Genomic DNA, 25,646 nt, shown 5'->3' with positions numbered 1-25,646 from the left:
GCTCGGGCGGTCAGTGATCATCCGAGCCCTGGAGGCAGCACCGTGATCGCAGTGACCGGCGCGACCGGCAATGTCGGCCGCGCCCTCGTCGACCGACTCCTCGCCGCGGGAGCGCCCGTCCGGGCGCTGACCCGCGACCCCGCCCGGGCCGGCCTGCCCGGGCGGGCCGAGGTGGTGGCGTTCCGCCCGGACGACCCCGCCGCCCTGTTCACCGGGGTGACGAAACTCTTCCTGTACGCGCAGGCCGTCACCGCCCCGCTGCTGGCGGCGGCCCGCGAACACGGCGTACGGCACGCCGTCCTGCTCTCCAGCGGCCTCGTCCAGGAGGGCGCCGACGAGACCCACCCCATCCACGTCATGCACGCCACCGCCGAGCGGCACATCCGCGACAGCGGGCTCGCCTGGACCTTCCTGCGGCCCAACGCCTTCGCCACCAACGCGCTCCAGTACGCCCCGCAGACCCGCGCGGGCGGCGACACCGTCCGCGGTGTCTACGCCGACGCGCTCTCCGCGCCCATCCACGAGGACGACATCGCCGCCGTCGCCGAGCGCGTCCTGCTCGACGACGGGCACGAGGGCGCCGTGCACCGGCTGACCGGACCCGCGGCCGTCAGCAACGCCGGACAGGTCGCCGCCATCGGCGACGCACTCGGCAGGAAGCTGACGTTCGAGGAGGTGGACCCGGCCGAGGCCGGCCGGGACCTGTTCCCGTACGTGGAACCGCAGATGCTCGGCCGGCTGCTGGAGACCGTCGCACAGAGCGTCGGCGTGCCCCCGGAGATCACCGGCACCGTGGAGAATCTCACCGGCACCCCGGCCCGCACCTTCGACCAGTGGACCCACGACCACGTCGCGGACTTCCGGCCCTAGCGGACCGGCCACCCCGGGGGCAAGAGCAGTACACACTTTCGGGTTCCGTTCGCCTGGCTTCGGGGACACAGGGCTCTCTTCCGGTACAAGCTGGCACTCCATCCACACGCCACCCACCCGGGCCCGGCAGGCCCGCCCGGCGTTTCCCGTGCCCCGGAGGAGAGCCCATGACCGCAGAAGCGGCCCTGAGCACGCCCCCGCTCGCCTCGGGCCCCGGCGGCCCCGAGGCCCTGCGGCCCCTCCTCGCCACCGTGCTCGACGCGCTCGCGGCCGGCGCCGCCGAGCGCGCCGGCCCGCTGCCCGCCGGCGGCCCCGACGCCGTCACCGCACGCGTCGCCGCCGCCCTCGGCGACCCCCTGCCGGATTCCGGCGACCCCGACGCCCTGTACGACATCGTGCGGGCCCTCGCCGCGGGCGCCGCCGACCCCGCCGACCCGCTGTGCGCCGCCCATCTGCACTGCCCGCCGCTCGCCGTGGCCACCGCCGCCGACCTCGCCGCGAGCGCCCTCAACCCCTCCCTGGACTCCTGGGACCAGGCCCCGGCCGCCTCCGCCCTGGAAGCCGCCGTCACCCGCGCCCTCGCCCGCACGGCCGGCCTCGCCGACGCCCTCGTCACCACCGGCGGCACCGAGTCCAACCATCTCGCCCTGCTGCTCGCCCGCGAGGCGCACGGCAGCGGCCTGCGCCTGGTCTGCTGCGCCGGCGCCCACCACTCGCTGCCGCGCGCCGCCTGGCTGCTCGGCCTGCCCGCCCCCGTCATCCTCCCGGCACCCCGCGGCACCCTCGACCCGGCCGCCCTCGCCGAAGCCCTCACCGCGCACCCCGGCCCCCTGCTGGTCGCCGCCACCGCCGGCACCACCGACGCCGGCCTCATCGACCCGCTGCCCGAGATCGCCGCCCTGTGCGCCGCCCACGGCGCCCGGCTGCACATCGACGCCGCCTACGGCGGCGGACTGCTGTTCAGCGACCGGCACCGCGACCGGCTCACCGGGCTCGACGCCGCCCACACCGTCACCCTCGACCTGCACAAACTCGGCTGGCAGCCGGCCGCCGCCGGCCTGCTCGCCGTGGCCCGCCCCGACGAACTGGCCACCCTCCACCAGCGCGCGGACTACCTGAACGCCGCCGACGACACCGACGCCGGACTCCCCGACCTGCTCGGCCGCTCCCCGCGCACCACCCGACGCCCCGACATCCTGAAGATCGCCGTCACCCTCAGAACGCTGGGCCGCGACGGCCTCGGCGCCCTGGTCGACCAGGTCTGCGCCCGCGCCCGCGAGTTCGCCGGGCTGGTCGCCGAGCACCCCGGCTTCGAGCTCTACGACCGGCCCGTCATCAGCACCGTCCTGTTCCGCCCCGCCGCGGCCGCCGACGACACCGTGGCCGCCGTCCGCCGCGCACTCCTGCACGAAGGCCGGGCCGTGCTCGGCCGGGCCCGGCTCGACGGCCGGCTCTGGCTCAAGGCCACCTTCCTCAACCCCCGAAGCCGGCCGGACGACCTGGCCCGCCTGCTCGAACTCGTCGAAGGAAGCACCCCCGGATGACCCACCCCCCACGCCACGAGCCGACCTCCCCACGCGACCTGGTCGGCATCGGCATCGGCCCCTGCAACCTCTCCCTCGCCGCCCTCGCCCACCCGCTCGCCGAACTCGACGCCGTCTTCTACGAACAGCGTCCCGGCTTCGACTGGCACCCCGGGCTGCTCATCGAGGGCGCCACCATCCAAGTGCCGTTCCTCGCCGACCTCGTCACCCTCGCCGACCCCACCAGCCCCTGGAGCTTCCTCAGCTACCTCAGAAACCGCGAACGCCTCTTCCCCTTCTACTTCGCCGAGCGCTTCCACATCCAGCGCGCCGAGTACGACGCCTACTGCCGCTGGGTCGCCCAGCAACTGCCCGGCCTGCGCTTCCGCCACCAGGTCGACGCCGTCCGCTGGAACCCCGAACGGGACGTCTTCGAGGTCGACTACACCCAGCTCGGCACCGAAGGCGAGGCCGAGGCCCTGGGCCGCACGTACACCCGCAACATCGTCCTCGGCATCGGCACCGCCCCCCACGTACCCGACGCCCTACAGCCCCTGGTCGACGCCCCCGGCGTGCCCGTCCTGCACGCCGCCGAGTACCTCGACCACCGCGACACCGTCCTGGCCGCCGGACACGTCACCGTCGTCGGCTCCGGACAGTCCGGCGCCGAGGTCTTCCTCGACCTGCTGCGGCACCGCCCGGCCGGCCGGGAACGGCTGCACTGGATCGGCCGCACCGAGGCGTTCGCGCCCATGGAGTACTCCAAGCTGGGCCTGGAACACTTCACCCCCGACTACACCCGCTACTTCCACGCGCTCGCCGAACCCGTCCGCGACCGGCTGGTCGCCGCCCAGTGGCAGCTGTACAAGGGCATCGACGCCGGCACCCTCGCCGCCATCCACGACGAGCTGTACCGGCGCACCCTCGGCGGCGGCTGGCCCGACGCCGTCCTCACCCCCGGCGTCCGCGTCCGCACCGCCGGCCGGATCGCCACCAGCACCATCGAACTGCACCTGGAACACCTCCAGCAGGGCACCCGCTCCCGGCTCACCACCAACGCCGTCGTCCTCGCCACGGGCTACCGCGAACGCCCCCTCGGCCGGCTCCTCGCCGGACTCGACCCCTACATCCGCCGCGACAGCAGCGAACGCCCCCGCGTGGACGAGGAGTTCCGCCTCGTCCTCGACCCCTCGGTCACCGGCTCGGTCTACGTCCAGAACGCCGAGCTGCACACCCACGGCGTCGGCGCACCCGACCTCGGCCTCGCCGCCTGGCGCAGCGCCACCATCCTCAACTCCCTCACCGGCAAGGAGACCTACCCGCTGCCCACCCGAACCGCCTTCACCTCCTTCGGCCTCGCCCCGGCGCACCGGGTGCCGCAGGCCCGGCAGCCCGAGCGGCTCACCCCGCTGGTCGAAGGCCCCTGACCGGCCCGGCACCCGGCCGGGCCCGCCGCACCGGGACCGGCGGGCGGACGCGGCTTCGCCACGGCAACGCAGAACGGCCTGGAGAACGCGGGATTCCTAGAACACCGGCGTGCCGCCCCGCACCAGCTTCCAGTCCGCCGACGCGAAGTCCTTCGGGTCCAGCACGCCCTTCGCGGTCACCCACTCCGCGATCCGGGTGCGGATCTCCGTCGACTCCGACCACAGCTCCTTGGCGGAGGCGACGTGCGGGAAGGCACCGCCGCCGTTGGCACGGTAGTTGTTCACCGCCAGCACGAACCGCTGGGCGTCGTCCAGCGGGGCCCCGCCGAAGGTCAGGTTCCTGATCCGCGACCCGGCCGGCTGGGCGATGTCGATGTCGTACGACAGCCCCGACACATAGTCGTAGTTGTAGTCCGGACGCCCGCCGGCGTTGGTCAGCTTCTCCACGTCGACCACGGCACCGGGGGCCGTCTGGACGTAGTACTCCGCCGAGTACTCCAGGTAGGCGCGCAGCTGGGCACCCGTCAGCAACTTGGCGACCAGCGTGTTGTCGTAGACGTACAGGCTCGACAGGTCCCGGATCGTCACATCGCCGGCCGGGATCTGAGAGGTCCGGGAGAACGGCGAGGCCTGGGCGAGTACCGGCAGCGAGGCGTACTCGGTGCCCGCGAGCGCCGCCTTCACCACGTCCTCCTGGACCTTGGTGATCAGATCGATGATCGGGGCGTCCTTGTAGCGGGCCTCGACCGTGGTCAGGGTCTCGGTCGCACGGCCGACGACCTGGTTGACGTACGCGACGACCTTCTTGTGCTGGTCGGCGAGCAGCCTGGTGATCTCCGGGTCGTCGGCGACGGTCCTGGAGTCGCGCAGGGACGCGGAGACCGACTCGACCTCCCAGCGGCCCTTGCGGAACTCCAGCCCGATGTCGAAGAGGGTGAGCCGCTCGGCGTAGCACAGCGGCTCCGAGAGCACGACGGTCCTGCCGGTCTGCTCGTTGACGACCTTCAGCTCCGGGATCTCCACGTGCGCGTGACCGACCAGGATCGCGTCGATACCCGGCACCTTCCGGGCCACTTCGGCCGCCGCGTTCTCCACGTACGGCACCTGGTCGCCGTAGGACGAGGTGCCCGAGGTGCCCGAGTGGGCCGACACCACGACCACGTCCGCGCCCATCGACCTCAGCTTCGGCACCCACTTCGCGGCCTGCTCCTCCAGCCCCGGGAACGCCAGTTTCCCCTGGACGTAGGCCTTGTCCCAGATCGCGATGCCCGGGTTGGTCAGACCGAGGACGGCGACCTTGACCGGCTTGGCACCGGGCACGTGGAAGGTCTTCATGAAGTACGGCGGGAAGGCCGGCCGCAGCGACTTGGCGTCCACCGCGTTGGCGCCGAGCAGCGGGAAGTCCAGCTGGTCCTCGAACTTCCGCAGCGTCTCGATGCCGTAGTTGAACTCGTGGTTGCCGAGGGCCGCGGCGTCGTACCCGATCGCGTTCATCGCCCGCGCCATCGGATGCACCGGCCCGCCCTTGGCGGTGATCGGGTCGACCTTGGCGTAGTAGTAGGTCAGCGGGGTGCCCTGGATGGTGTCACCGGCGTCCAGCAGCAGGGTGTTGCGCCGGCCCTTCTCCTCGCGCACCTGGTTCACCAGGGTGGCGATCCGGGCGAGCCCCATCGCGTTGCCCGCCTTGTCGGAGTACTCCGCGTCCTTGAAGTAGTCCCAGTTGAAGACGTGACCGTGCAGGTCGGTGGTGCCCATGACGGTCAGCGAGTACCGCTTCACGGGGTGCCCGGGCTTCCCGGGCCGGTGGTCCTGCGCCGCCTCGGCCGCCGGGGCCGCCGCCGCGCCGGCGATCGCCACACCCGCTCCGGTGACGGCGGACTTCTTCAGGAACTTCCGGCGGTTCAACGGCATCTCTCGGTCTCCTCGACGATGTGGACAACGCGCGTAGATTCTGACCTGGGCATGACCTACGGCAACAGGTCCGCAAGGTTGCGATCTGGTGACCCGTTCCCCGCGGGGCCCCGCTCACCACCCTCCCGGGGCGCACCGTGTCCGCTCATCGGAGCAGCCGTCCGCACACTTCAACACTTGTCAAAAACCCTTCGCCAAAAGGCCGTTGAGTAGTCATGCGGCGCCAATTCTCTACCCGCCGGTAAGCCATAGGCTCGACCCATGCGCCGAGCAAAAATCGTCTGCACACTGGGTCCCGCCACCGACTCGTACGACCGGATCAAGGCACTGGTCGAGGCCGGAATGGACATCGCCCGGTTCAACCTCAGCCACGGCACGCACGCCGAGCACGAGGAGCGCTACCGGCGGGTGCGCAAAGCGGCCGACGAGACCGGCCGCAGCGTCGGAATCCTCGCCGACCTTCAAGGCCCGAAGATCCGGCTCGGCCGCTTCGCCGAAGGACCGGTACTCCTTGAACGCGGCGACACCTTCACCATCACCGTGGAGGACGGCGTCGAGGGCGACCGCCACCGGTGCGGCACCACCTACGCCGGCCTCGCCGCCGACGTCACCCCCGGCGAACGCGTCCTCGTGGACGACGGCAAGGTCTGCCTGGAGGTCACCGAGGTCGACGGCCCCCGCGTGCACACCCGGGTGATCGAGGGCGGTGTCGTCTCCGACCACAAGGGACTGAACCTCCCCGGCGTGGCCGTCTCCGTCCCCGCCCTGTCCAAGAAGGACGAGGACGACCTGCGCTGGGCGCTGCGCACCGGCTTCGACCTGGTCGCCCTCTCCTTCGTCCGCAGCGGCGACGACGCCGTGGACGTGCACCGGATCATGGCCGAGGAAGGCCGCCGCCTCCCGGTCATCGCCAAGATCGAGAAGCCGCAGGCGGTACGGAACCTCGACGGCATCGTGGCCGCCTTCGACGGGCTCATGGTCGCGCGCGGCGACCTCGGCGTGGAGATGCCGCTGGAACAGGTGCCGATCGTCCAGAAGCGCGCCATCGCGCTCGCCCGGCGCAACGCCAAACCGGTGATCGTCGCCACCCAGATGCTGGACTCCATGATCGAGAACTCCCGGCCCACCCGCGCCGAGGCCTCCGACGTCGCCAACGCGGTCCTGGACGGCACGGACGCGGTGATGCTCTCCGGCGAGACCAGCGTCGGCAAGTACCCGGTCGAGACCGTACGCACCATGGCGAAGATCGTCGCGGCGGCCGAGGAGGACATGCTGGCCAAGGGGCTGCCGCCGCTCACCGAGCGGAACAAGCCGCGCACCCAGGGCGGCGCGGTCGCCCGGGCCGCCGCCGACATGGGCGACTTCCTCGGCGCGAAGTTCCTGGTCGCGTTCACCCAGTCCGGGGACACCGCCCGTCGGCTCTCCCGCTACCGCTCACCGATCCCGCTGCTCGCCTTCACCCCCGAGCCGGCCACCCGCTCCCAGCTCAGCCTCACCTGGGGCACCGAGACGTACCTCGGCCCGCACGTGGACTCCACGGACGCCATGGTCGACCAGGTCGACGAACTGCTCCTGAAGTACGGCCGCTGCCAGAAGGGCGACATGGTCGTGATCACGGCAGGCTCCCCGCCCGGCGTCTCCGGCTCCACCAACATGGTCCGCGTCCACCACATCGGCGAGGACGACAGCCCGAGGTGACACCCGGGGCCCCGGTCAGTACTTGGGGCCCACGTGGGTGTCCATGAGGGTCACGGAGGCTTTGCGGGCGACGGAGACGCTGAACGGGTCGCCGCCGCGGGCCAGGGTGGTCCATTCGACGCCGACCAGGTCGAGCGCGTCCGTGAAGAGCCTCCGGATGTCGTCCGACTTGTTGGAGAAGAAGTAGCGGGGATACTCGTACCGCTTGCGCTCACCGGCGACCACACGGGTCGTCCAGTTGGTGACACGGCATCCGTCGGAGTGGATGAGACCCCGGACGAAGTCCCAGGGGTGGGCGTCGACGATGGTCCGCTGCCAGGGTTCGTTCATGCGGACACTCTGCGTGAGTGATCGTGACGGCACACCGCGAAAAGCGGAGTCTCACGAGAACGTGAGACTCCGCTTCGAGCAGTGCCGGGTGCGGGATTCGAACCCGCAAGCCCTTTCAGGCAGAGGTGTTTGAGACCTCCGTGTATGCCGTTCCACCAACCCGGCAGGCGCTGCGGAGAGTGTACCGGGTCATCGTACGCCGCCGCCGCTAGGTAGGCTCTTGTCAGCAGTACCGGCCTGCCCTGGACCAAGGAGCCTCAGTGACCGCCCCCGAGTCGCCCCAGCCCGTAGACGTGACCGACGACGACAAGTCGCACGTGCCTCCGCTGACGACCCGTGTCGTCATCGCCGAGGACGAGGCCCTGATCCGGCTCGACCTGAAGGAGATGCTTCAGGAGGAGGGCTACACCGTCGTGGGCGAGGCCGGAGACGGTGAGCAGGCCGTCGAGCTGGCCCGTGAGCACAAGCCGGACCTGGTCATCCTGGACGTGAAGATGCCCAAGCTCGACGGCATCTCCGCGGCCGAGAAGATCGCCGAGGAGTCCATCGCGCCCGTCCTGATGCTCACCGCCTTCTCCCAGCGCGACCTGGTGGAGCGCGCCCGGGACGCCGGTGCCATGGCCTACCTGGTCAAGCCCTTCAGCAAGAGCGACGTCGTCCCGGCGATCGAGATGGCCGTCTCCCGGTTCGCCGAGCTGAGGCAGCTGGAGAAGGAGGTCGCCGACCTCACCCAGCGGCTGGAGACCCGCAAGCTGGTCGACCGGGCGAAGTCCATCCTGCAGACCGAGTACGGGCTGACCGAGCCCGCCGCCTTCCGCTGGATCCAGAAGACCTCCATGGACCGCCGCATGTCGATGCAGCAGGTCGCCGAGGCGGTCATCGCGGACAACGAGGAGAAGAAGGCGGCCAAGAAGGGCTGAGCACCGGCGTGCGTGCGACGAGGCCCGCGCCCCGGGTGAGGGGCGCGGGCCTCGCGTCGTACCCGCGCTGGTCAGTCCTCGCCCAGGTACGCCTTCCGTACCGACTCGTCGTGCAGCAGGTCCCGGCCGGTCCCGGACAGCACGATGGTGCCGATCTCCATGACATGGCCCCGGTCGGCGAGGGAGAGCGCCGCCTGGGCGTTCTGCTCGACCAGCAGGATCGTGGTGCCCTGCGCCTTCAGCTCGGCGATCGTCGCCATGATCTTCTGCATCATGATCGGCGACAGGCCCATGGACGGCTCGTCCAGCATCAGCAGCTTCGGCTGTGACATCAGCGCCCTGCCCATCGCGAGCATCTGCTGCTCGCCGCCCGAGAGGGTGCCGGCGGCCTGTTTGCGGCGCTCCCCGAGGATGGGGAAGAGGTCGTAGGCGCGCCGGATGTCCTGCTCGATGCCCGGCTTGTCGCTCCGCAGGAACGCGCCGAGGCGCAGATTGTCCTCGATGGTCATGCGCGGGAAGATGTGCCGGCCCTCGGGGGAGTGGGCGAGTCCGAGGGAGACGATCTGGTGGGCGGGGACCTTCTTCAGTGATCTGCCGTTGAACCGGATCTGGCCGCCGACGGGCCTGAGCAGTCCCGAGAGGGTCCGCAGGGTGGTGGTCTTGCCGGCGCCGTTGGTGCCGATGAGGGTGACCACCTGTCCGGCCTCGACCGTGAAGGAGATGCCCTTGACGGCCTCGATCTTGCCGTAGGCGACGCGGAGGTCCTCGACCTCGAGCAGTGCGGTCATCGGTCGTTCTCCTTGCCGGGCGCGTTCTCGAAGGGCTCGCCGAGGTAGGCCGCGACCACCCGTTCGTCGCCCTGGACGGTCGCGCTGTCGCCCTCGATCAGCTTCTCGCCCTGCACGAGGACGGCCACCCGGTCGCACAGGTTGAAGATGAAGCGCATGTCGTGCTCGATGACGAGGACGGCGATGCCCATGTCCCGGATGGCGAAGACGAGTTCCTCGGTGGTGCGGGTCTCCTGCGGGTTCATGCCGGCGGTCGGTTCGTCGAGCAGCAGCAGTCCGGGTTCGCTGGCCAGGGCGCGCGCGATCTCCAGTTTGCGCTGCTCGCCGTAGGGCAGGTTGCGGGCGAGGTGGTCGGCCTTGGGTGCGAGGCCGACGAAGTCCAGGAGTTCCATGGCCCGCTCGCGGGAGGCCCGTTCGGCGCGGTGGAAGCCGGGGCCGCGCAGTACGGCGGACCAGAAGCCCTCCTTGGTGCGGGTGTGCCGGCCGACGAGCACGTTCTCCAGGACGGTCATGTTGGCGAACAGCCGGATGTTCTGGAAGGTGCGCGCGATGCCGGCCGCGGTGACCTTGAAGGGCTTGGGCGGCAGGACGGTGCCCTGGTAGCGGACCTCGCCCTCGGTGGGGACGTACAGGCCGGTCAGGCAGTTGAAGAAGGTGGTCTTGCCGGCGCCGTTGGGTCCGATGAGGCCGACGATCTCGCCGGCGCCCACGGTGAGGTCGACGCCGCGTACGGCGGTCAGGCCGCCGAAGCGCATGGTGACGCCGCGGGCGTCGAGGACGGTCGCGCCGGGGACGGTGGTGCCGGGGGCGGTGCCCTGGGTGGTGTCGGTGGTCATGGTGGTCAGGCCCCCGCCTTCGTCAGGAGGGTGGGTGCTTCGGCGTCCTCGTGGAATTCGAGCTGCCGGCGCCGGTTGGGGATGAGGCCCTCGGGGCGGAACCGCATCAGCAGGATGAGCGCGACGCCGAAGGCGAAGAGCTGGTAGTTGCCGAGGAACTGGAGTTTGTTGGGGATGAGGAAGAGCAGGGCGGCGCCGATCAGGGGGCCGCTGATGGTGCCCATGCCGCCGAGGACGACCGCGGCGAGCAGGAAGGCCGAGTTGGGCGGGATGGGGCCGGCGAAGAGGTACTGCTCGGGGGTGACCGTGTAGGTGACGTGGGCCTGGACGGTGCCGGCGAGTCCGGCGAGGCAGGCGCCGACGGCGAAGGCGATGAGCTTGACCCGGAAGCCGTTGATGCCCATGGCGAGCGCGGCGGTCTCGTCCTCGCGGATGGCCACCCAGGCGCGTCCGATGCGGGAGTTGCCGCTGCGGCGGAAGACCAGCACCACGACCGCGGTGATGATCAGCATCAGGAAGAAGTAGTTGGCGAACCGGCCGATGGTGTAGCCGCCCAGGTCGTGCTGGGCGCCGAAGTCGAAGCCGAGGACGTCGAGGTTGGGGATGGAGGAGACGCCGTTGGAGCCGTTGGTGATGTCGGGTCCGGAGGTGCCGTCGAGGTTGTTGGCGGTGATGCGGAAGATCTCGCCGAAGCCGAGGGTGACGATGGCGAGGTAGTCGCCGCGCAGTCGCAGGGTCGGGGCGCCGATCAGCACGCCGAAGACGAGGGAGGCGGCGGCGCCGACGAGCACGGCGGCCCAGAACGGGAAGTGGACGTCGAACGGTGAGCTGGGGGAGCCGGAGACCAGGGCGGCCGCGTAGGCGCCGACGCCGAGGAAGGCGACGTAGCCGAGGTCGAGGAGGCCGGCGAGGCCGACGACGATGTTCAGGCCGAGGGCGACGGTGGCGAAGATCAGGATGTAGACGCCGAGGGTGGCGTACTGGTCGTCGGTCTGGGTGAAGGGGAACAGCGCGGCCGCGACGAAGGCGCCGCAGGTGGTGATGTTCTGGTGCCGGGCGGTGATCTGGGAGGCGTGGCTGATCAGGCCGGCCTTGTTGAGGGCGGCGAAGCCGAGGCCCGCGGTGATCAGGAAGCCGATGAACTGTTCGTCGTACTCGGTGCCGATGCCGTAGGTGAAGACGGTCAGGCCGAGCGCGAGGACGCCGACGATGATCAGGATCTCGGCGTACGGGGGCAGCGCGGGCACGGGCCGGGGGGAGTCGGCGGCGAAGACGGCCTTGGTGGTCGCCCACGCGTGCGCGAGGTCGTGCCTGGTCTTCGCCCAGCCGGTGTCGTCGGGGTCGGCCGGGTCGGGCTCGGGCCGCCGGAAGGGCAGGGACAGGGCGCCGGCGAGGGCGGCGAGGCTGGCCAGGGCGACGAGGAAGCCGCCGGGTTCGAGGTTGACGAGTCCGCCGAGGTCGGCGCTGATCGCGAGGACCGTGTACCAGCTGGTGGCGAAGACGGCCAGGGTGGCGAGCCGCAGGGCCGGGTCCGCTCCGGCGGGCACCAGCCAGCGCAGGCCCTTGAGGCCGTAGGAGGCGAGGGCGACGAGGGTGGCGAGGAGCGCGCCGACGAGGACGAGGACCTGGAGGCCGCCGGGGTAGCCGTAGACGGTGAGGTCGCCGGGGAAGTCGGCGGTCCAGGTCCAGGCGAGGAAGGTGGACAGGGCCGTGAGCACGCTGCCGCCGAGGGCGAGGGCGCGGGCGGCCTTCTCCGGCAGGGGCAGCAGGCCGCCGGTGGCGTCGGCCTTGCGGGCGCCGGGGGTTCCGGGTGCGGTGGTCTGTGTGGTCATCGAATCTCACGCCCTGTCCGCGACGCGCTCGCCGAGCAGGCCCTGCGGCCTGAACAGCAGTACGAGGATGAGGAGTACGAAGGCCCAGACGTCGGCCCAGGACTGGCTGCCGAACTTGTCCATGCCGGGGATGTCGGCGATGTAGGCGGTGGCCAGGGTCTCGGCGACGCCGAGGACCACGCCGCCGATCATGGCTCCGTAGATATTGCCGATGCCGCCGAGGACGGCCGCGGTGAACGCCTTGAGGCCGAGGATGAAGCCCATCCGGAAGTTGATCTCGCCGTACTTCAGGCCGTAGGCGACGGCGCCGACCGCGGCGAACGCGGCGCCGAGCGCGAACGCGATCACGATGATGCGGTCGGTGTTGACGCCCATCAGCTTGGCGGTGTCCGGGTCCTGGGCGGTGGCCTGCATACCGCGGCCGGTGCGGGTCTTCAGCACGAAGTAGCCGAGGACCGCCATGGAGAGGGGGGCCGCCGCGACGAGGAAGATGTCGCCGGTCTGGATGGTGACGTTGCCGATCTCGAAGGGGCCGCCGGAGATCTGCGGGAAGGTGCGCGCGGACTTCGCCTCGGGGTACCAGGCCCACACCGCCTGCTGGAGGGCGAGGGAGAGGCCGATGGCGGTGATGAGGGGTGCGAGGCGGGGGGCGTTGCGCAGGGGCCGGTAGGCGAATCGTTCCGCCCCGACGGCGATGGCGACCGCGACGATGACGGCGCCGATGATCATCAGCGGCAGGGCGAGCCACATGGTGGTGCCGCCGGGGAGCCAGAGCCAGACGGTGAGCGCGCCGAAGGCTCCCGTCATGAAGATCTCGCCGTGGGCGAAGTTGATGAGCTGGACGATGCCGTAGACCATGGTGTACCCGATGGCGACCAGCCCGTACATGGCTCCCAGTAGCAGGCCGTTGACCAGCTGCTGCGGCAGTTCGTTCACCGCATGTCCTCCGAGCGTTCGGAAAGTGCGAGGGATGTGGCCGGATGCGGATCCGCGCGGGGCGCCAGTGGAAACAGCGCCCCGCGCGGCTCGCGAGTGGTTCAGGCGCGGGGATCAGCCGGTGTACGTACCGGACTTGACGGGAACCCAGGCACCGTTCTGCACGGCGTACACGGTCAGCTGCTTGTTGGTGGCGTCGCCGTACTGGTCGAAGGAGACCTTGCCGGTCACGCCGTCGAAGGACACGTTCTGCATGGCCTCGGTGACCTTCTGGCGGGCGTCGGAGGGGAGCTTGCCGCCATTGGCGTCGACGACCTTCTTCACGGCTTCGATGACCGCCCAGGCGGAGTCGTAGGCGTAGCCGCCGTAGGCGGAGTAGCCCTCCTTGTAGCCGGCGGCCTTGTAGTCGGCGACGAATTGCTTGGCGGAGGGCAGGTCCTCGACCGGGGCGCCGACGGAGGTGGTGAGGTCGCCGGTGCTCTCGGCGCCCGCCAGCTTCATGTAGGTGTCGTCCTTGACGCCGTCGCCGCCGACGAGCGGGATCTTGGCGCCGGTGGCCTTGATCTGCTTGCTGAGCGGTCCGGCCTGCGGGTATTCACCGCCGTAGTAGACGACTTCGGCGCCCGAGTTCTTCACCTTGGTGGCGACCGCGGAGAAGTCCTTGGTGTCCGGGTTGATGTGCTCGGTGCCGACCACCTGGCCGCCGAGCTTCTTGAACTCCGCGGTGAAGGTGGCGGCCAGGCCGGAGCCGTAGGTCTTCTTGTCGTCGATGACGAAGACCTTCTTCTTCTTGGCCGTGTTGACGACGTACTGGGCGGCGAACGGGCCCTGGATCGCGTCCGTGGTCGCGGTACGGAAGTAGGCCTTGTACTGGCGCTCCTTCTTGGTCTGCCAGTTCGGCCCCTGGGACAGGGACGGGCCGGTGTTCGCCGGGGAGACCTGGACCAGCCGGGCGTCGTCCAGGACCTTCTGCATCGACTCGGCGACCGAGCTGTTCAGCGGGCCGACGACGCCGAGGACCTCCTTCTCGGAGACGAACCGGGAGGCGTTCTGCTGGCCGGCGGACGGCTGTGCCTGGTCGTCCAGGGCCTCTATCTTGAAGGTGACGCCCTTGACGAGGTTCTGCTTGTTGGCGTTCCTGGCGGCGAGGTCCGCTGAGTTCTTTATGCCGAGGCCCATGGCGGACAGGTCGCCGGTCAGCGGGACGTCGACGCCGATGACGACGGTCTCGCCGCCGTCCGTGCCGGAGCCGGAGCCCTTGTCGCCGCTGTCGCGCGAGCCGCAGGCGGTGAGGGTGAGCGCTCCCGCGGCCAGCGCGGCGGTGACGGCGATAAGCGAACGTTGACGCACGATCAGTCCTTTCCCCAGGCACAACCGCTTCCCCATGGACGCGGCGGAGTCGCGCGCCGCGCTGAATTGACAATCCGAAGGCGCGGTGACTGGCGGTGACTCTAAGCGTGTGTGGGGAACGTGGAGGAGTGTCTGACCGAGGCTGTGACTCTCTTGTTATGACACGGCGTAATGCACAGCGGTACCCGGTGGGCGGGAAGGAGGAATTCGGACCGTTTCGCGCCGTCCGCATTCTGAGAACCCGCTGGACCGGCCATGATCAATTCAGGTGTCTCGGCCGTTTTGCTGATGACTGTGATCTGTTGCCACAAGCGACTTCCGGCGCCTCGGAGAGATACTCCGCGCAGTGCGGGCCCAGGGTGAAGCGCCGCGTCTGTATTGCGCGCGCATTACGCAGGGTTACGGCAAGGAAAGGGAGTCCGACATTCCTGGGGGCTTTTCCGTATTTCGTCACGTGCGCCGTTGCCGTGATCTTGCGGGCGGAACCCGCCCCGGCGCGGAACGGAATTGAGGGTTCCGTCGCCGGCGGCAGTCCTTCGTGCGGCCGGGTCGCGCGCGTCACGGTGACGGGCCGGCCGCCGCGGCCGGGTGGCGTGGCGGAGGCCGCCGCCTCTCGGGAGGGCGGCGGCCGCGTTGTGTACGGTCCTCGCCCGCCGCCCTGTGCGCGCGTGCCCCCTCCGGGCTCCGGCGGGGGCGGTCTGCGGGGACCCGGGCGCTCCGGAGTGGGCCGGGGTCAGCTCGCGGCGGGACGGGCCGGGGGCTCGTCGCCCGGGCGGGCGTCGCGGAGCAGGCAGGTCAGGCGGGCCGAGCAGACCCGGCGGCCCTCCTCGTCGCTGATCACGATCTCGTACGTCGCCGTCGACCGGCCCCGGTGCACCGGCGTGGCCACGCCCGTCACCAGGCCCGAGCGGACCCCGCGGTGGTGGGTGCAGTTGAGGTCCACACCGACCGCGATCTTCGAGACGCCCCCGTGCAGCATGGAGCCGACCGAGCCCAGCGTCTCCGCCAGCACCGCGGAGGCGCCCCCGTGCAGCAGGCCGTACGGCTGGGTGTTGCCCTCCACCGGCATGGTCCCGACCACCCGGTCCGCCGAGGCCTCCAGGATCTGCACGCCCATGCGTGTGCCCAGGTGCCCGGCCGAGAACAGGGCGGGCAGGTCCACGCCGAGCGCGGCGTACTCGTCGATGACCTGCTGCGGGAACTTCACTTGCTGCTGCTCACCCATGGGGCCCGGCTCCGTCCGTCGTACGTCCACTCTGCTCGCTGAGCAAACGCTCAGTCGGCCGCCGATTGTTCCAGACGGCGGCCCGTGTCCCCGGTGTGGGCTTCGAGACGTACGACGACGGACTTGCTGGCCGGGGTGTTGCTGGTGTCGGCGGTCGCGTCCAGCGGCACCAGCACGTTCGTCTCGGGGTAGTACGCCGCCGCGCATCCCCGGGCCGTCGGATACGGCACGACCCGGAAGCCGGGCGCCCGCCGCTCCACCCCGTCCTGCCACTCGCTCACCAGGTCGACGTACGCCCCCTCGGCGAACCCGAGCGCGCGTGCGTCCTCGGGGTGCACCAGGACCACCCGGCGCCCGCCCTTGATGCCCCGGTAACGGTCGTCCAGGCCGTAGATCGTGGTGTTGTACTGGTCGTGCGAGCGCAGGGTCTGCAACAGCAGCCGGCCCTCGGGCAGCGCCGGGTACTCCACCGGTGCCGCGGTGAAGTTGGCCTTGCCCGTGGCGGTCGGGAAACGCCGTTCGTCACGCGGCGCGTGCGGCAGCGCGAAGCCGCCGGGCCGGGCCACGCGCGCGTTGAAGTCCTCGAAACCGGGGATCACGCGGGCGATGCGGTCACGGATCGCCCCGTAGTCCTCGGCGAACTCCTCCCACGGCACGACACTGCGCTCGCCCAGCACCCGGCGCGCCAGGCCGCAGACGATGGCCGGCTCGGAGCGCAGGTGCGGGCTCGCGGGGGCCAGGCGCCCGCGCGAGGCGTGCACCATGCCCATGGAGTCCTCCACCGTCACGAACTGCTCGCCGCCCGCCCGCACATCGCGCTCGGTCCGGCCCAGGGTGGGCAGGATCAGCGCCCGCGCGCCCGTGACCACGTGCGAGCGGTTCAGCTTGGTCGACACGTGCACGGTCAGCCGCGCCCGGCGCATCGCCGCCTCGGTGACCTCGGTGTCGGGCGAGGCGGACACGAAGTTGCCGCCCATGGCGAAGAAGACCTTCGCCCGGCCGTCGCGCAGCGCGCGGATGGCCCGTACGACGTCGAGGCCGTGCTCGCGCGGCGGCGCGAACCCGAACTCCCTCTCCAGGGCGTCCAGGAAGGCCGGGGCGGGCCGCTCGAAGATGCCCATGGTGCGGTCGCCCTGGACGTTGCTGTGCCCGCGCACCGGGCACACGCCCGCTCCCGGACGGCCGATGTTGCCGCGCAGCAGCAGGAAGTTGACCACTTCCCGGATGGTCGGCACCGAGTGCTTGTGCTGGGTGAGGCCCATGGCCCAGCACACGATCGTCCGCTCGGAGGCCAGGACCATGCCGAGGGCCCGTTCGATCTCCGCGCGCGTGAGGCCGGTCGCGGCCAGCGTCTCCTCCCAGTCGGCGGCCCGCGCGGCCGCCGCGAACTCCTCGAAGCCGTGGGTGTGCTCGCGGACGAACGCCTCGTCGACCGCGCCCTCCGTCTGAAGGATCAGCTTGTTCAGGAGGCGGAAGAGGGCCTGGTCGCCGCCGATGCGGATCTGCAGGAACAGGTCGGTCAGGGCGGCGCCCCGGAGCATGCCCTGCGGGGTCTGCGGGTTCTTGAAGCGCTCCAGGCCCGCCTCGGGCAGCGGATTGACGCTGATGACCTTCGCGCCGTTCGCCTTGGCCTTCTCCAGCGCGGAGAGCATGCGCGGATGGTTCGTGCCCGGGTTCTGGCCCGCGACGATGATCAGATCGGCCTGGTAGAGGTCCTCCAGCAGGACGCTGCCCTTGCCGACGCCGATGGTCTCGCCGAGCGCCGACCCGGACGACTCGTGGCACATGTTCGAGCAGTCCGGCAGGTTGTTCGTGCCCAGCTCGCGCGCGAAGAGCTGGTACAGGAACGCGGCCTCGTTGCTGGTGCGGCCCGAGGTGTAGAAGACGGCCTCGTCGGGGGAGCCGAGGGCGGCGATCTCCTCGGCGATGATGTCGAAGGCCCGCTCCCAGGAGACCGGTTCGTAGTGCGTGCCGTCCTCGGGCAGGTACACGGGGTGGGTGAGCCGGCCCTGCTGGCCCAGCCAGTAGCCGCTGCGGCCGGACAGGTCGGCGACGGAGTGCGCGGCGAAGAACTCCGGTGTGACCCGGCGCAGCGTGGCCTCCTCGGCGACGGCCTTGGCGCCGTTCTCGCAGAACTCGGCCGCGTGCCGGTGGTCCGGCTCCGGCCAGGCGCAGCCCGGGCAGTCGAAGCCGTCCTTCTGGTTCACGCGCAGCAGCGTGAGCGCGGTGCGCTTCACCCCCATCTGCCGCTGGGCGACGCGCAGCGTGTGCCGGATGGCCGGCAGCCCCGCCGCCGCGTGCTTCGGCTCCGCGACCTGCGGCGCGTCCTGGACCGGATCACCCTTGGGCGGCTTCGTCGCCATCGCGCGCTCCCCTTCGACTGCGTGTGAGAAGTACCGCTGCCGATCCTCCCACGGGGCACCGACACCGACACCGGCCGGGCGTGCGGAGGCCGGGACCATTGCCCGCTGCGGGGTGTGTCTTTCGCCGCTCTTTGCCAAGGGACGGCGTACCTCTTTACCAAGGACGGCGCACGGCTTCCCCGGCGGACGAGGTACGGCTTCCCCGGGGGACGGCGCATGGCTTTCCCGGGGGACGGCGTGCGGCGACGCCCGCCGTGTCCGGTCCGCACCGGTCGCGGGCGGGCGGTCCGGGTTGTCAGTGGCTCGTGGCAGGATCGGTGACGTGGCAGAGACAGCACCGAAGCAGACCGACAAGACCCCCGGCGGCACCCGTCCCCGGCTGATGCTCATGGACGGGCACTCGCTGGCCTACCGCGCGTTCTTCGCGCTGCCCGCGGAGAACTTCACGACCGCGACCGGCCAGCCGACGAACGCGATCTTCGGCTTCGCGTCGATGCTGGCCAACACCCTGCGTGACGAGGAGCCCACGCACCTCGCGGTGGCCTTCGACGTCTCCCGCAAGACCTGGCGCTCGGAGCGGTTCACCGAGTACAAGGCGAACCGCTCCAAGACCCCCGACGAGTTCAAGGGCCAGGTCGAGCTGATCGGCGAACTGCTCGACGCCATGAACGCCCCGCGCTTCGCCGTCGAGGGGTACGAGGCGGACGACGTCATCGCCACCCTCGCCACCCAGGCCGAGGCCGAGGGCTTCGAGGTGCTGATCGTCACCGGCGACCGCGACTCCTTCCAGCTGATCACCGAGAACATCACCGTGCTGTACCCCACGAAGGGCGTCTCGGAGCTGACCCGGTTCACCCCGGAGATGGTTTTCGAGAAGTACGGCTTGACGCCCGCCCAGTACCCGGACTTCGCGGCCCTGCGCGGCGACCCGTCCGACAACCTCCCCGGCATCCCCGGCGTCGGCCCGAAGACCGCCGCGAAGTGGATCAACCAGTTCGGCTCCTTCGCCGAGCTGGTCGAGCGGGCCGACGAGATCAAGGGCAAGGCCGGCCAGAACCTGCGCGACCACCTGGAGTCCGTCAAGCTCAACCGCGTCCTCACCGAGCTGGAGCGGCGGGTCGAGCTGCCCAGGACGGTCACCGACCTGGAGCGGGCCCCGTACGACCGCAAGGCCGTGGCGATGGTCCTGGACACCCTGGAGATCCGCAACGCGTCCCTGCGCGAGCGCCTCTTCGCCGTCGACCCCGGCACGGAGGAGACCGAGACGACCCCGGTCACCACCGACGGCGTCGAGATCGACGGCAGCGTCCTGCGCACCGGTGAGCTGGCCCCCTGGCTCGCCGAGCACGGCGCCGGGCCGCTGGGCGTGGCCACCGTCGACACCTGGGCCCTGGGTACCGGCTCGGTCGCCGAGGTCGCGCTCGCCGCGGCCGGGGGACCGGCGGCCTGGTTCGACCCGTCCGAGCTGGACGAGGCCGACGAGAACGCGTTCGCCGCCTGGCTGGCCGACGCCGGCCGGCCCAAGGTGTTCCACGACGCCAAGGGCGCCATGCGGGTCTTCGCCGAGCACGGCTGGAGCATCGAGGGCGTCGGCATGGACACCGCGCTCGCCGCGTACCTGGTCAAGCCCGGCCGCCGCTCCTTCGACCTGGACGCGCTGGCCCTGGAGTACCTGCACCGCGAGCTGACGCCCGCCGCCGCGGCCGACGGCCAGCTGGCCTTCGGCGCGGACGAGGGCGCCGAGGCCCAGGCGCTGATGGTCCAGGCCCGCGCGGTCCTGGACCTGGGCGAGACGTTCGAGGACCGCCTGCGGGAGGTCGGCGCCGCGGACCTGCTCCGGGACATGGAGCTGCCCACCTCCGCGCTGCTCGCCCGCATGGAGCGGCACGGCATCGCGGCCGACCGGGCGCACCTGGAAGCGATGGAGCAGATGTTCGCGGCTGCGGTGCAGCAGGCCGTGAAGGAGGCGCACGCGGCGGCCGGCCGCGAGTTCAACCTGGGCTCGCCCAAGCAGCTCCAGGAGGTCCTCTTCGGCGAGCTGGCACTGCCGACGACGAAGAAGACCAAGACCGGTTACACCACCGACGCCGACGCCCTGAAGTGGCTCGTCACCCAGACCGACAACGAACTGCCGGTGATCATGCTCCGCCACCGTGAGCAGGCGAAGCTCCGGGTGACCGTCGAGGGCCTGATCAAGACCATCGCTGGCGACGGCCGTATCCACACCACGTTCAACCAGACCGTGGCCGCGACCGGACGCCTGTCCTCCACGGACCCGAACCTGCAGAACATCCCCGTGCGCACCGACGAGGGCCGGGCGATCCGCCGGGGCTTCGTGGTCGGCGAGGGCTTCGAGTCCCTGATGACCGCGGACTACAGCCAGATCGAACTGCGGGTGATGGCCCACCTCTCGGAGGACGAGGGCCTGATCCAGGCGTTCACCTCCGGCGAGGACCTGCACACCACCGCCGCGTCCCAGGTCTTCGGGGTCGAGCCCCAGGCGGTGGACGCGGAGATGCGCCGCAAGATCAAGGCGATGTCGTACGGCCTCGCCTACGGTCTGTCCGCGTTCGGCCTCTCCCAGCAGCTGAACATCGACGCGGGCGAGGCCCGTGCCCTGATGGACGCCTACTTCGAACGCTTCGGCGGGGTGCGGGACTACCTGCGCCGGGCGGTCGACGAGGCGCGCGCCACGGGCTACACGGCGACGCTCTTCGGCCGCCGCCGCTACCTGCCCGACCTCAACAGCGACAACCGCCAGCGCCGTGAGGCGGCCGAGCGCATGGCCCTGAACGCGCCCATCCAGGGCACGGCGGCGGACATCGTGAAGATCGCCATGCTGAAGGTGGACAGCGCGCTGCGGGCGGCGGACCTGAAGTCCCGCATGCTGCTCCAGGTCCACGACGAGATCGTCCTGGAGATCGCCCCCGGCGAGCGGGCGGTCACGGAGGAGATCGTCCGCCGGGAGATGGCGAACGCCGTCCAGCTCAGGGCCCCCCTGGACGTCTCGGTCGGCGTCGGCCCGGACTGGGAATCAGCGGCCCACTGACCCCACCAGGCGGCGGAGAGCCCACCCCGCACCGACCAGAGCCTTCACGCTCCGCTACGTGCCCCTCTCCGCCGCCACTCCGGCCACCCACCACGAACACCGGCCGACGGCCGCGACACCGGCCGGCCGACCGCGCCGCCAGACGGGGACGACCTGTGCCGTAGGGACGGTGTCCGCCGCATTGGCTGACCGTCGTCACATGGGACGACCACCGCCGCACGCGGCACCGTCCGCACACGGGCTGACCACTGCCGGTTGCCCTACGCCCGGCAGCCGCCACACTGGGCTGACCGCTGCCGCGTCGGCCGCCCGCGGCCCCACCAGAGGACCCCGCCACACCGGCCACCGGTCGACTCGCCGCGTCACCGTCCGCCCGCCGCGCCGTCGGTCGACTCGCCGCGTTTCCGGCCTCTCGCCGTGCCGTCGGTCGACTCGCCGCGCCACAGGCAGCCCGCCGCGTTTCCGCCCGCCCGCCGCGTTTCTGCCTGCTCGCCGCGTCACCGATCGACTCGCCGCGTTTCCGGCCGCCCGCCGCGCCACCGGCAGCCCGTCGCCACAGGGGGACGTCCTCCGCCGCACGGACGACGTCGGCCGCGGGGACTGACCGCCGCCACCGCCCCCTCCCTCCTCCGCGCCCTCCCGTCCTCCGCCGCAACGGCGATCAACCACCACGGCGCAGACCGGCGGTGCCGAACCCACCGCCCCCCGAAGCAGCCCAGCACCGCATGCCGAAGCACCCGAATCAGCCCCGCACCGCCCCCCAAGCGGCCCCGCGCCGCCCCCTGAAACAGCCCCGCACCGCCCCCGAATCAGCCCTCCACCGCACCCCCCGAAGACCCCCACACCGCATCCCGGAACAACCCCCGAGCCACACCCCCGAAAACTCCCCCAACCCCGACAACCCGGCCAAACCCCCGGAGGGCCCGTCACTCTCGTGGCCCCCGTCAAAACGCCCCCCACCGCCCGCAGCCGCAACACTGCGGGCATGGGTATACGCATGCTTCACCGCCGGACGCCCGAGGCAGCCGCCGGGGCCTGGGCGGGTGTCGCCTCGGCGCAGGCCGTGCCCGCCGCGCCGGTCCCGGCCCTCGCGGCCGACGCAAGCACCGCCCGCATCCCGGCCGACCTGGCCACGACCGTCCGCACCGTCACCAAGGGCCTCGGCCGCGGGCTCGCCGCCCGCCCCGCCCGCATCCCCGACTGGCGCCAGTGGACCGACCTGGCCCGCGGCTATCTCGCTCTCGCGCTTGCCCTGCTCCCCAGAGCACGCCCCCGGAACACGCTCACGGTCTTCGTCGCCCCCCTCACCGAGCGACCGGCCGCCCCCGGCCCGCACCGGCCGCCCCGCCGTGCCCCCCGTGATCCCCGTGATCCCCGTGACCTCCGGGACCAGCGGCCGGACGCCGGATCCTGACCCCCACGGCGTACACCAGCAGCCCCGGCACCAGTCCGGCGCCCACCCCGAAACACAGGGTGGGCACCAGCTCCCAGGGCCGCGCGCCCGTACCGCCCCGCTCCCACCAGTGGGCGGTCCGCCACACCGCCCCCGCCAGCGCGCAGCCCCCGATCACCGCGAGAGCCCACCACCGGTCCCGTACGGACAGCACCGGCACCCCCACGGGCACCCCGCCGGGCAGCCCTCGTAGCGCCCGGACCACGAACACCACGATCAGCACCGCACCCGCCGCCGACGACCCGTACTGCAGCCAGGTGTACAGCGGCACGCCCGCCGGACGGTCCCGTCCGATGGCCGGAACCAGCCGCGTCCCCCACCGGTCGTGATGGGTGAACGCGTCCCACACCACATGGGTCAGCGCGCCGAGCACCGCGGAGACGTACCACCGGACCACCGAGCCGCCCCGCACGCGCGCGCGGGGCGCCCCGCAGCGCAGCAGGGCGGCCGGCCGTCCCTGCCACGCCCGCGGCAGCAGCGCGAGCAACGGCTCCCGGGCCGCCAGCCACAGCCCCGCGAGCGCCCAGGCGAGGAGGACGTCGACCGTGACGACCCCGGTGAACGCGTGCGTGACCGAGCCGAACCCCATGCCGCCCGGCAGGACATCAGCCGCGTAGTAGGGCAGATCGGGCGCACAGGAGCCCGCCACGAGCAGCGCGGGTACCAGCCGGGCCCGCCCGCCGCCGTCCCGGCGGACCGCGGGCAGCACGGCCGCCGCATGGCTGAGCGTGAACGGCAATGGAGCCTCCCTGGGCGTACGGCGGCCCGTACGGGAGCGCCGGTGACCGGATCCGGCCAGTATCCGTGACGCCGCGCCAAGGCCGCGCGCGGCGACCGGGGTTGGCCGGACGGTGAACTTCGGGTATCAACGCGTGCCTGTTGACAGCAACTTGTCGTAGGGTCACCAGGGCCCCCTTGCCGGGCGCGCGGTGACACACACGACGCTCGGACGCGATGACGGAACAGGGGCAACCAGAGCACCGGGTCAACCGTCACACCAGAGCGAGGCAGGCGGCGACGGAGAAGGACGCGCGGGCGTCCATGGGAGGGGTTCACTCTATGGCGGCGCATTTCGGCAGGCGACTGCGCAAGGGAGCGGCGAGCACCGCCGTGGCCGCGGCGGCGGTCGCGGCTCTCTCCGCGTCCCAGGCTCCGGGAGTGGCCGGCGAGGACCACAGACCCGCGACGGCCGGAGCCACCGACTCCGTCCCGGACGGCACCGGCGGCGCCACCGGCAACTCGCCGTACTACACGGACCTCCCGCCGCTGAAGAGTCCCGAGCCCGGTCCCTCGGCCCCCGTCGGTACGCCCGTCTCCCGGGGCGACGCGGAGGCGGGCATTCCGGCGACGGTCCTCGACGCCTACAAGAAGGCCGCGGCCGAACTGCGCACCTCCAAGCCCGGCTGCAACATGCCCTGGGAACTGCTGGCCGCCATCGGCAACGTCGAGTCCGGGCAGGCCCGCGGCGGCCAGGTCGACGCCGACGGCACCACCCTGCACCGGATCCTGGGCCCGCAGCTCGACGGCAACGGTTTCGCGCTCATACCCGACACCGACGGCGGCGCGTACGACGGCAACAGCAGCTACGACCAGGCCGTCGGGCCCATGCAGTTCATCCCGTCCACCTGGGCCTGGGCCGGCCGTGACGGCAACGGCGACGGCAAGAAGGACCCGAACAACATCTACGACGCCGCGCTCGCCGCGGGCCACTACCTGTGCCGCAACGACTGGGACCTGTCCCGCGAGGCCGACCTGCACAGCGCGATCCTCAGCTACAACAACTCGCAGGACTACCTCGCCCTGGTCCTGAACTGGATGGAGTACTACCGCAAGGGCGCCCACACCGTCCCCGACGGCACCGGTGGCGTCCCGGAGCACCGCAGCGACGAGGGCACCCACCGCGTCCCGTCCCCGCGCCCGACCCAGCCGCCGACGCCCAAGCCGGCCCCGAAGCCCCACGAACCCGGCGACGGCAACGGCGGCAAGGAGACGCCCGGCCCCAAGCCCCCCACGCCGAAGCCGCCCGTCCCGCCGACGCCCGCGCCGAAGCCCCCGGAGACGCCCACCGACCTCGTGGACCACCTGACGGGCACGGGCACCGGGAAGCTCACCGCGATGGCCGGTGACGCCTTCACCGAGCGGATCGGCGTGCGTGCCGAGACCAAGGTCGGCAAGTCCGTCGCCAAGGTCAGGATCAGGTTCACGCTCACCGGCGACACCGACGCCACCTTCGCCGGCGGCGAGACCGTCGCGACGGTCGCCACCGACGCCAAGGGCGTCGCGCTCGCCCCGCCGCTCCAGGCCGGGGAGAAGACGGGCGACTTCAAGGTGACCGCGGCCGTGGTGGGCCGTCAGGTCAAGGGCGTCGACTACACGGCGACCGTCACCGAGCGCGTCGCCGACGCCCTGGCCCGCACCGGCACCGACCCGCTGATCTGCGCCGCGGGCGGCGAGTTCGCCGGGCAGGTGCAGGTGAAGGCGACGTACCGGGGCGCCGCCGCGGGCAAGGTCGCGGCCACCGCCACCGTGGTCAAGTCCCTCCTCGACGCCACGCCGAACGACAAGGGCCCCTACTTCAAGGACGCCACCGGAAAGCCCGTACGCTCCCTCACCGGGCTCCGGACGGACGCGAAGGGCCTGCTCACGCTGCCCAAGCTGTACGCCGACGACACCACCGGCACCTTCCTGCTCCGCGTCACCACCGCGGGCGGCGCGACGCTCACCGTGCCGCTGACGGTGGAAGCGGGTTCCCCGGCCGTTCCCACGCCGGAGCCGTCCACCTCCTCGGGCAGCCCCGCCCCGAACCCGTCCGCCTCCTCCTGAGCCCGCGCGGCACACCACCAGGGCGCCCTCCCCGCTCACCGGGGAGGGCGCCCTCGCCCGTGCGCGACCCTGTTCTCATCTCGCCCGCGCGTCGCCACGGTGCCGGATCTGACGGATCGTCAATGTGGGGGCCAGTCGTCCGCAGGGAGGCCCCGCATGCGCGCCCGGATCGCCGCCGCGACCGGTCTCGCCCTCGCGTTCGCCCTGGTCCTCGCGATCAGCGCACTGGGCCGGCCGTCGGGCCGGACATCCCCCGGACCGCTGCTGACGACGGTGCCGGCACACCCCTGGCCGCGCCCGTCCGGGAGGGAG

At 71.7% G+C, this 25,646-nt stretch carries 17 protein-coding genes, 1 tRNA gene and 2 pseudogenes; 9 read left to right on the top strand and 11 right to left on the bottom strand.

The window, feature by feature from the left end; genetic code table 11:
• Window positions 1-42: 42 nt before the first annotated feature.
• From HB370_RS11420 to HB370_RS11410, 3 genes are all read left to right on the top strand, one after another.
• On the top strand, window positions 43-870 hold the full coding sequence (locus HB370_RS11420) for an NAD(P)H-binding protein (protein ID WP_030783624.1): 828 nt from the start codon (window positions 43-45) through the stop codon (window positions 868-870).
• 167 nt (window positions 871-1,037) lie between these two features.
• Window positions 1,038-2,414, top strand: a complete 1,377-nt coding sequence (locus HB370_RS11415) for an aminotransferase class V-fold PLP-dependent enzyme (protein WP_030783627.1) — start codon at window positions 1,038-1,040, stop codon at window positions 2,412-2,414.
• Complete coding sequence (locus HB370_RS11410; protein ID WP_030783632.1) at window positions 2,411-3,820, top strand: SidA/IucD/PvdA family monooxygenase; 1,410 nt, start codon at window positions 2,411-2,413, stop codon at window positions 3,818-3,820. The genes HB370_RS11415 and HB370_RS11410 overlap by 4 nt, the downstream gene beginning before the upstream one ends.
• A 96-nt stretch (window positions 3,821-3,916) precedes the next feature.
• Here HB370_RS11410 and HB370_RS11405 read toward each other — a convergent pair whose 3' ends face one another.
• Window positions 3,917-5,731 (bottom strand): 5'-nucleotidase C-terminal domain-containing protein, encoded by a 1,815-nt coding sequence (locus HB370_RS11405; protein ID WP_030783635.1) that lies wholly within the window; start codon window positions 5,729-5,731, stop codon window positions 3,917-3,919.
• 261 nt (window positions 5,732-5,992) lie between these two features.
• On the opposite strand from HB370_RS11405, the gene pyk reads away from it, so the two are divergent.
• Complete coding sequence (gene pyk / locus HB370_RS11400) at window positions 5,993-7,429, top strand: pyruvate kinase (RefSeq protein WP_030783638.1); 1,437 nt, start codon at window positions 5,993-5,995, stop codon at window positions 7,427-7,429.
• Between the two features lie 15 nt (window positions 7,430-7,444).
• On the opposite strand, the gene HB370_RS11395 is transcribed toward pyk, so the two are convergent.
• Together HB370_RS11395 and HB370_RS11390 are read right to left on the bottom strand one after the other, a co-directional pair.
• A complete protein-coding gene (locus HB370_RS11395) occupies window positions 7,445-7,759 on the bottom strand; it encodes a hypothetical protein (protein WP_106980670.1) in 315 nt (104 codons plus the stop codon).
• Between the two features lie 82 nt (window positions 7,760-7,841).
• A tRNA-Leu gene (locus HB370_RS11390) sits at window positions 7,842-7,924 on the bottom strand.
• Window positions 7,925-8,019: 95 nt separating this feature from the next.
• Between HB370_RS11390 and HB370_RS11385 the strand changes: the two genes are divergently transcribed.
• On the top strand, window positions 8,020-8,679 hold the full coding sequence (locus tag HB370_RS11385) for a response regulator (protein WP_030783645.1): 660 nt from the start codon (window positions 8,020-8,022) through the stop codon (window positions 8,677-8,679).
• 71 nt (window positions 8,680-8,750) lie between these two features.
• Here the strand turns inward: HB370_RS11385 and HB370_RS11380 are convergent, their stop codons facing one another.
• The 7 genes and pseudogenes from HB370_RS11380 to HB370_RS11350 form a co-directional block, all read right to left on the bottom strand.
• Window positions 8,751-9,467 (bottom strand): ABC transporter ATP-binding protein, encoded by a 717-nt coding sequence (locus HB370_RS11380; protein WP_030783648.1) that lies wholly within the window; start codon window positions 9,465-9,467, stop codon window positions 8,751-8,753.
• A gap of 14 nt (window positions 9,468-9,481) precedes the next feature.
• Window positions 9,482-10,303, bottom strand: a pseudogene (locus HB370_RS11375) (ABC transporter ATP-binding protein); the annotation flags it as partial.
• Between the two features lie 5 nt (window positions 10,304-10,308).
• Window positions 10,309-12,135, bottom strand: coding sequence for a branched-chain amino acid ABC transporter permease (locus HB370_RS11370; RefSeq protein WP_030783653.1), 1,827 nt, complete (start codon window positions 12,133-12,135; stop codon window positions 10,309-10,311).
• A gap of 6 nt (window positions 12,136-12,141) precedes the next feature.
• Window positions 12,142-13,071, bottom strand: coding sequence for a branched-chain amino acid ABC transporter permease (locus HB370_RS11365; protein WP_030783655.1), 930 nt, complete (start codon window positions 13,069-13,071; stop codon window positions 12,142-12,144).
• Between the two features lie 114 nt (window positions 13,072-13,185).
• The gene (locus HB370_RS11360; RefSeq protein ID WP_030783658.1) at window positions 13,186-14,421 is read right to left on the bottom strand and encodes a branched-chain amino acid ABC transporter substrate-binding protein; all 1,236 of its coding nucleotides are present in this window, start codon (window positions 14,419-14,421) and stop codon (window positions 13,186-13,188) included.
• 733 nt (window positions 14,422-15,154) lie between these two features.
• Window positions 15,155-15,646, bottom strand: a complete 492-nt coding sequence (locus tag HB370_RS11355; RefSeq protein ID WP_030783661.1) for a hotdog fold thioesterase — start codon at window positions 15,644-15,646, stop codon at window positions 15,155-15,157.
• A 50-nt stretch (window positions 15,647-15,696) separates the two neighbouring features.
• Entirely contained in the window at window positions 15,697-18,009 is a 2,313-nt protein-coding gene (locus HB370_RS11350) for an FdhF/YdeP family oxidoreductase (protein ID WP_030783663.1), read from the bottom strand.
• Between the two features lie 322 nt (window positions 18,010-18,331).
• On the opposite strand from HB370_RS11350, the gene polA reads away from it, so the two are divergent.
• On the top strand, window positions 18,332-21,058 hold the full coding sequence (gene polA, locus HB370_RS11345) for a DNA polymerase I (RefSeq protein ID WP_030783666.1): 2,727 nt from the start codon (window positions 18,332-18,334) through the stop codon (window positions 21,056-21,058).
• A 985-nt stretch (window positions 21,059-22,043) separates the two neighbouring features.
• Window positions 22,044-22,472, top strand: a complete 429-nt coding sequence (locus HB370_RS41355) for a hypothetical protein (protein ID WP_208974386.1) — start codon at window positions 22,044-22,046, stop codon at window positions 22,470-22,472.
• Here the strand turns inward: HB370_RS41355 and HB370_RS11335 are convergent.
• Entirely contained in the window at window positions 22,363-23,250 is an 888-nt protein-coding gene (locus HB370_RS11335; RefSeq protein WP_030792476.1) for a DUF4184 family protein, read from the bottom strand. The two genes, HB370_RS41355 and HB370_RS11335, sit on opposite strands and share 110 nt — an antisense overlap.
• Window positions 23,251-23,570: 320 nt before the next feature.
• Here HB370_RS11335 and HB370_RS11330 point away from each other — a divergent pair, with 320 nt between their 5' ends.
• Window positions 23,571-25,334, top strand: coding sequence for a lytic murein transglycosylase (locus HB370_RS11330; protein WP_030792472.1), 1,764 nt, complete (start codon window positions 23,571-23,573; stop codon window positions 25,332-25,334).
• Between the two features lie 156 nt (window positions 25,335-25,490).
• Window positions 25,491-25,622 (top strand): annotated as a pseudogene (locus tag HB370_RS42675) (SPW_0924 family protein); the annotation flags it as partial.
• Window positions 25,623-25,646 lie beyond the last annotated feature (24 nt).

It is taken from the genome of Streptomyces sp. DSM 40868 (assembly GCF_011820545.1).
Taxonomy (GTDB): Bacteria; Actinomycetota; Actinomycetes; order Streptomycetales; family Streptomycetaceae; genus Streptomyces; species Streptomyces eurythermus.
Note: the sequence above shows the minus strand (reverse complement) of the source record. Positions and strands in the feature narration are given on the sequence as shown.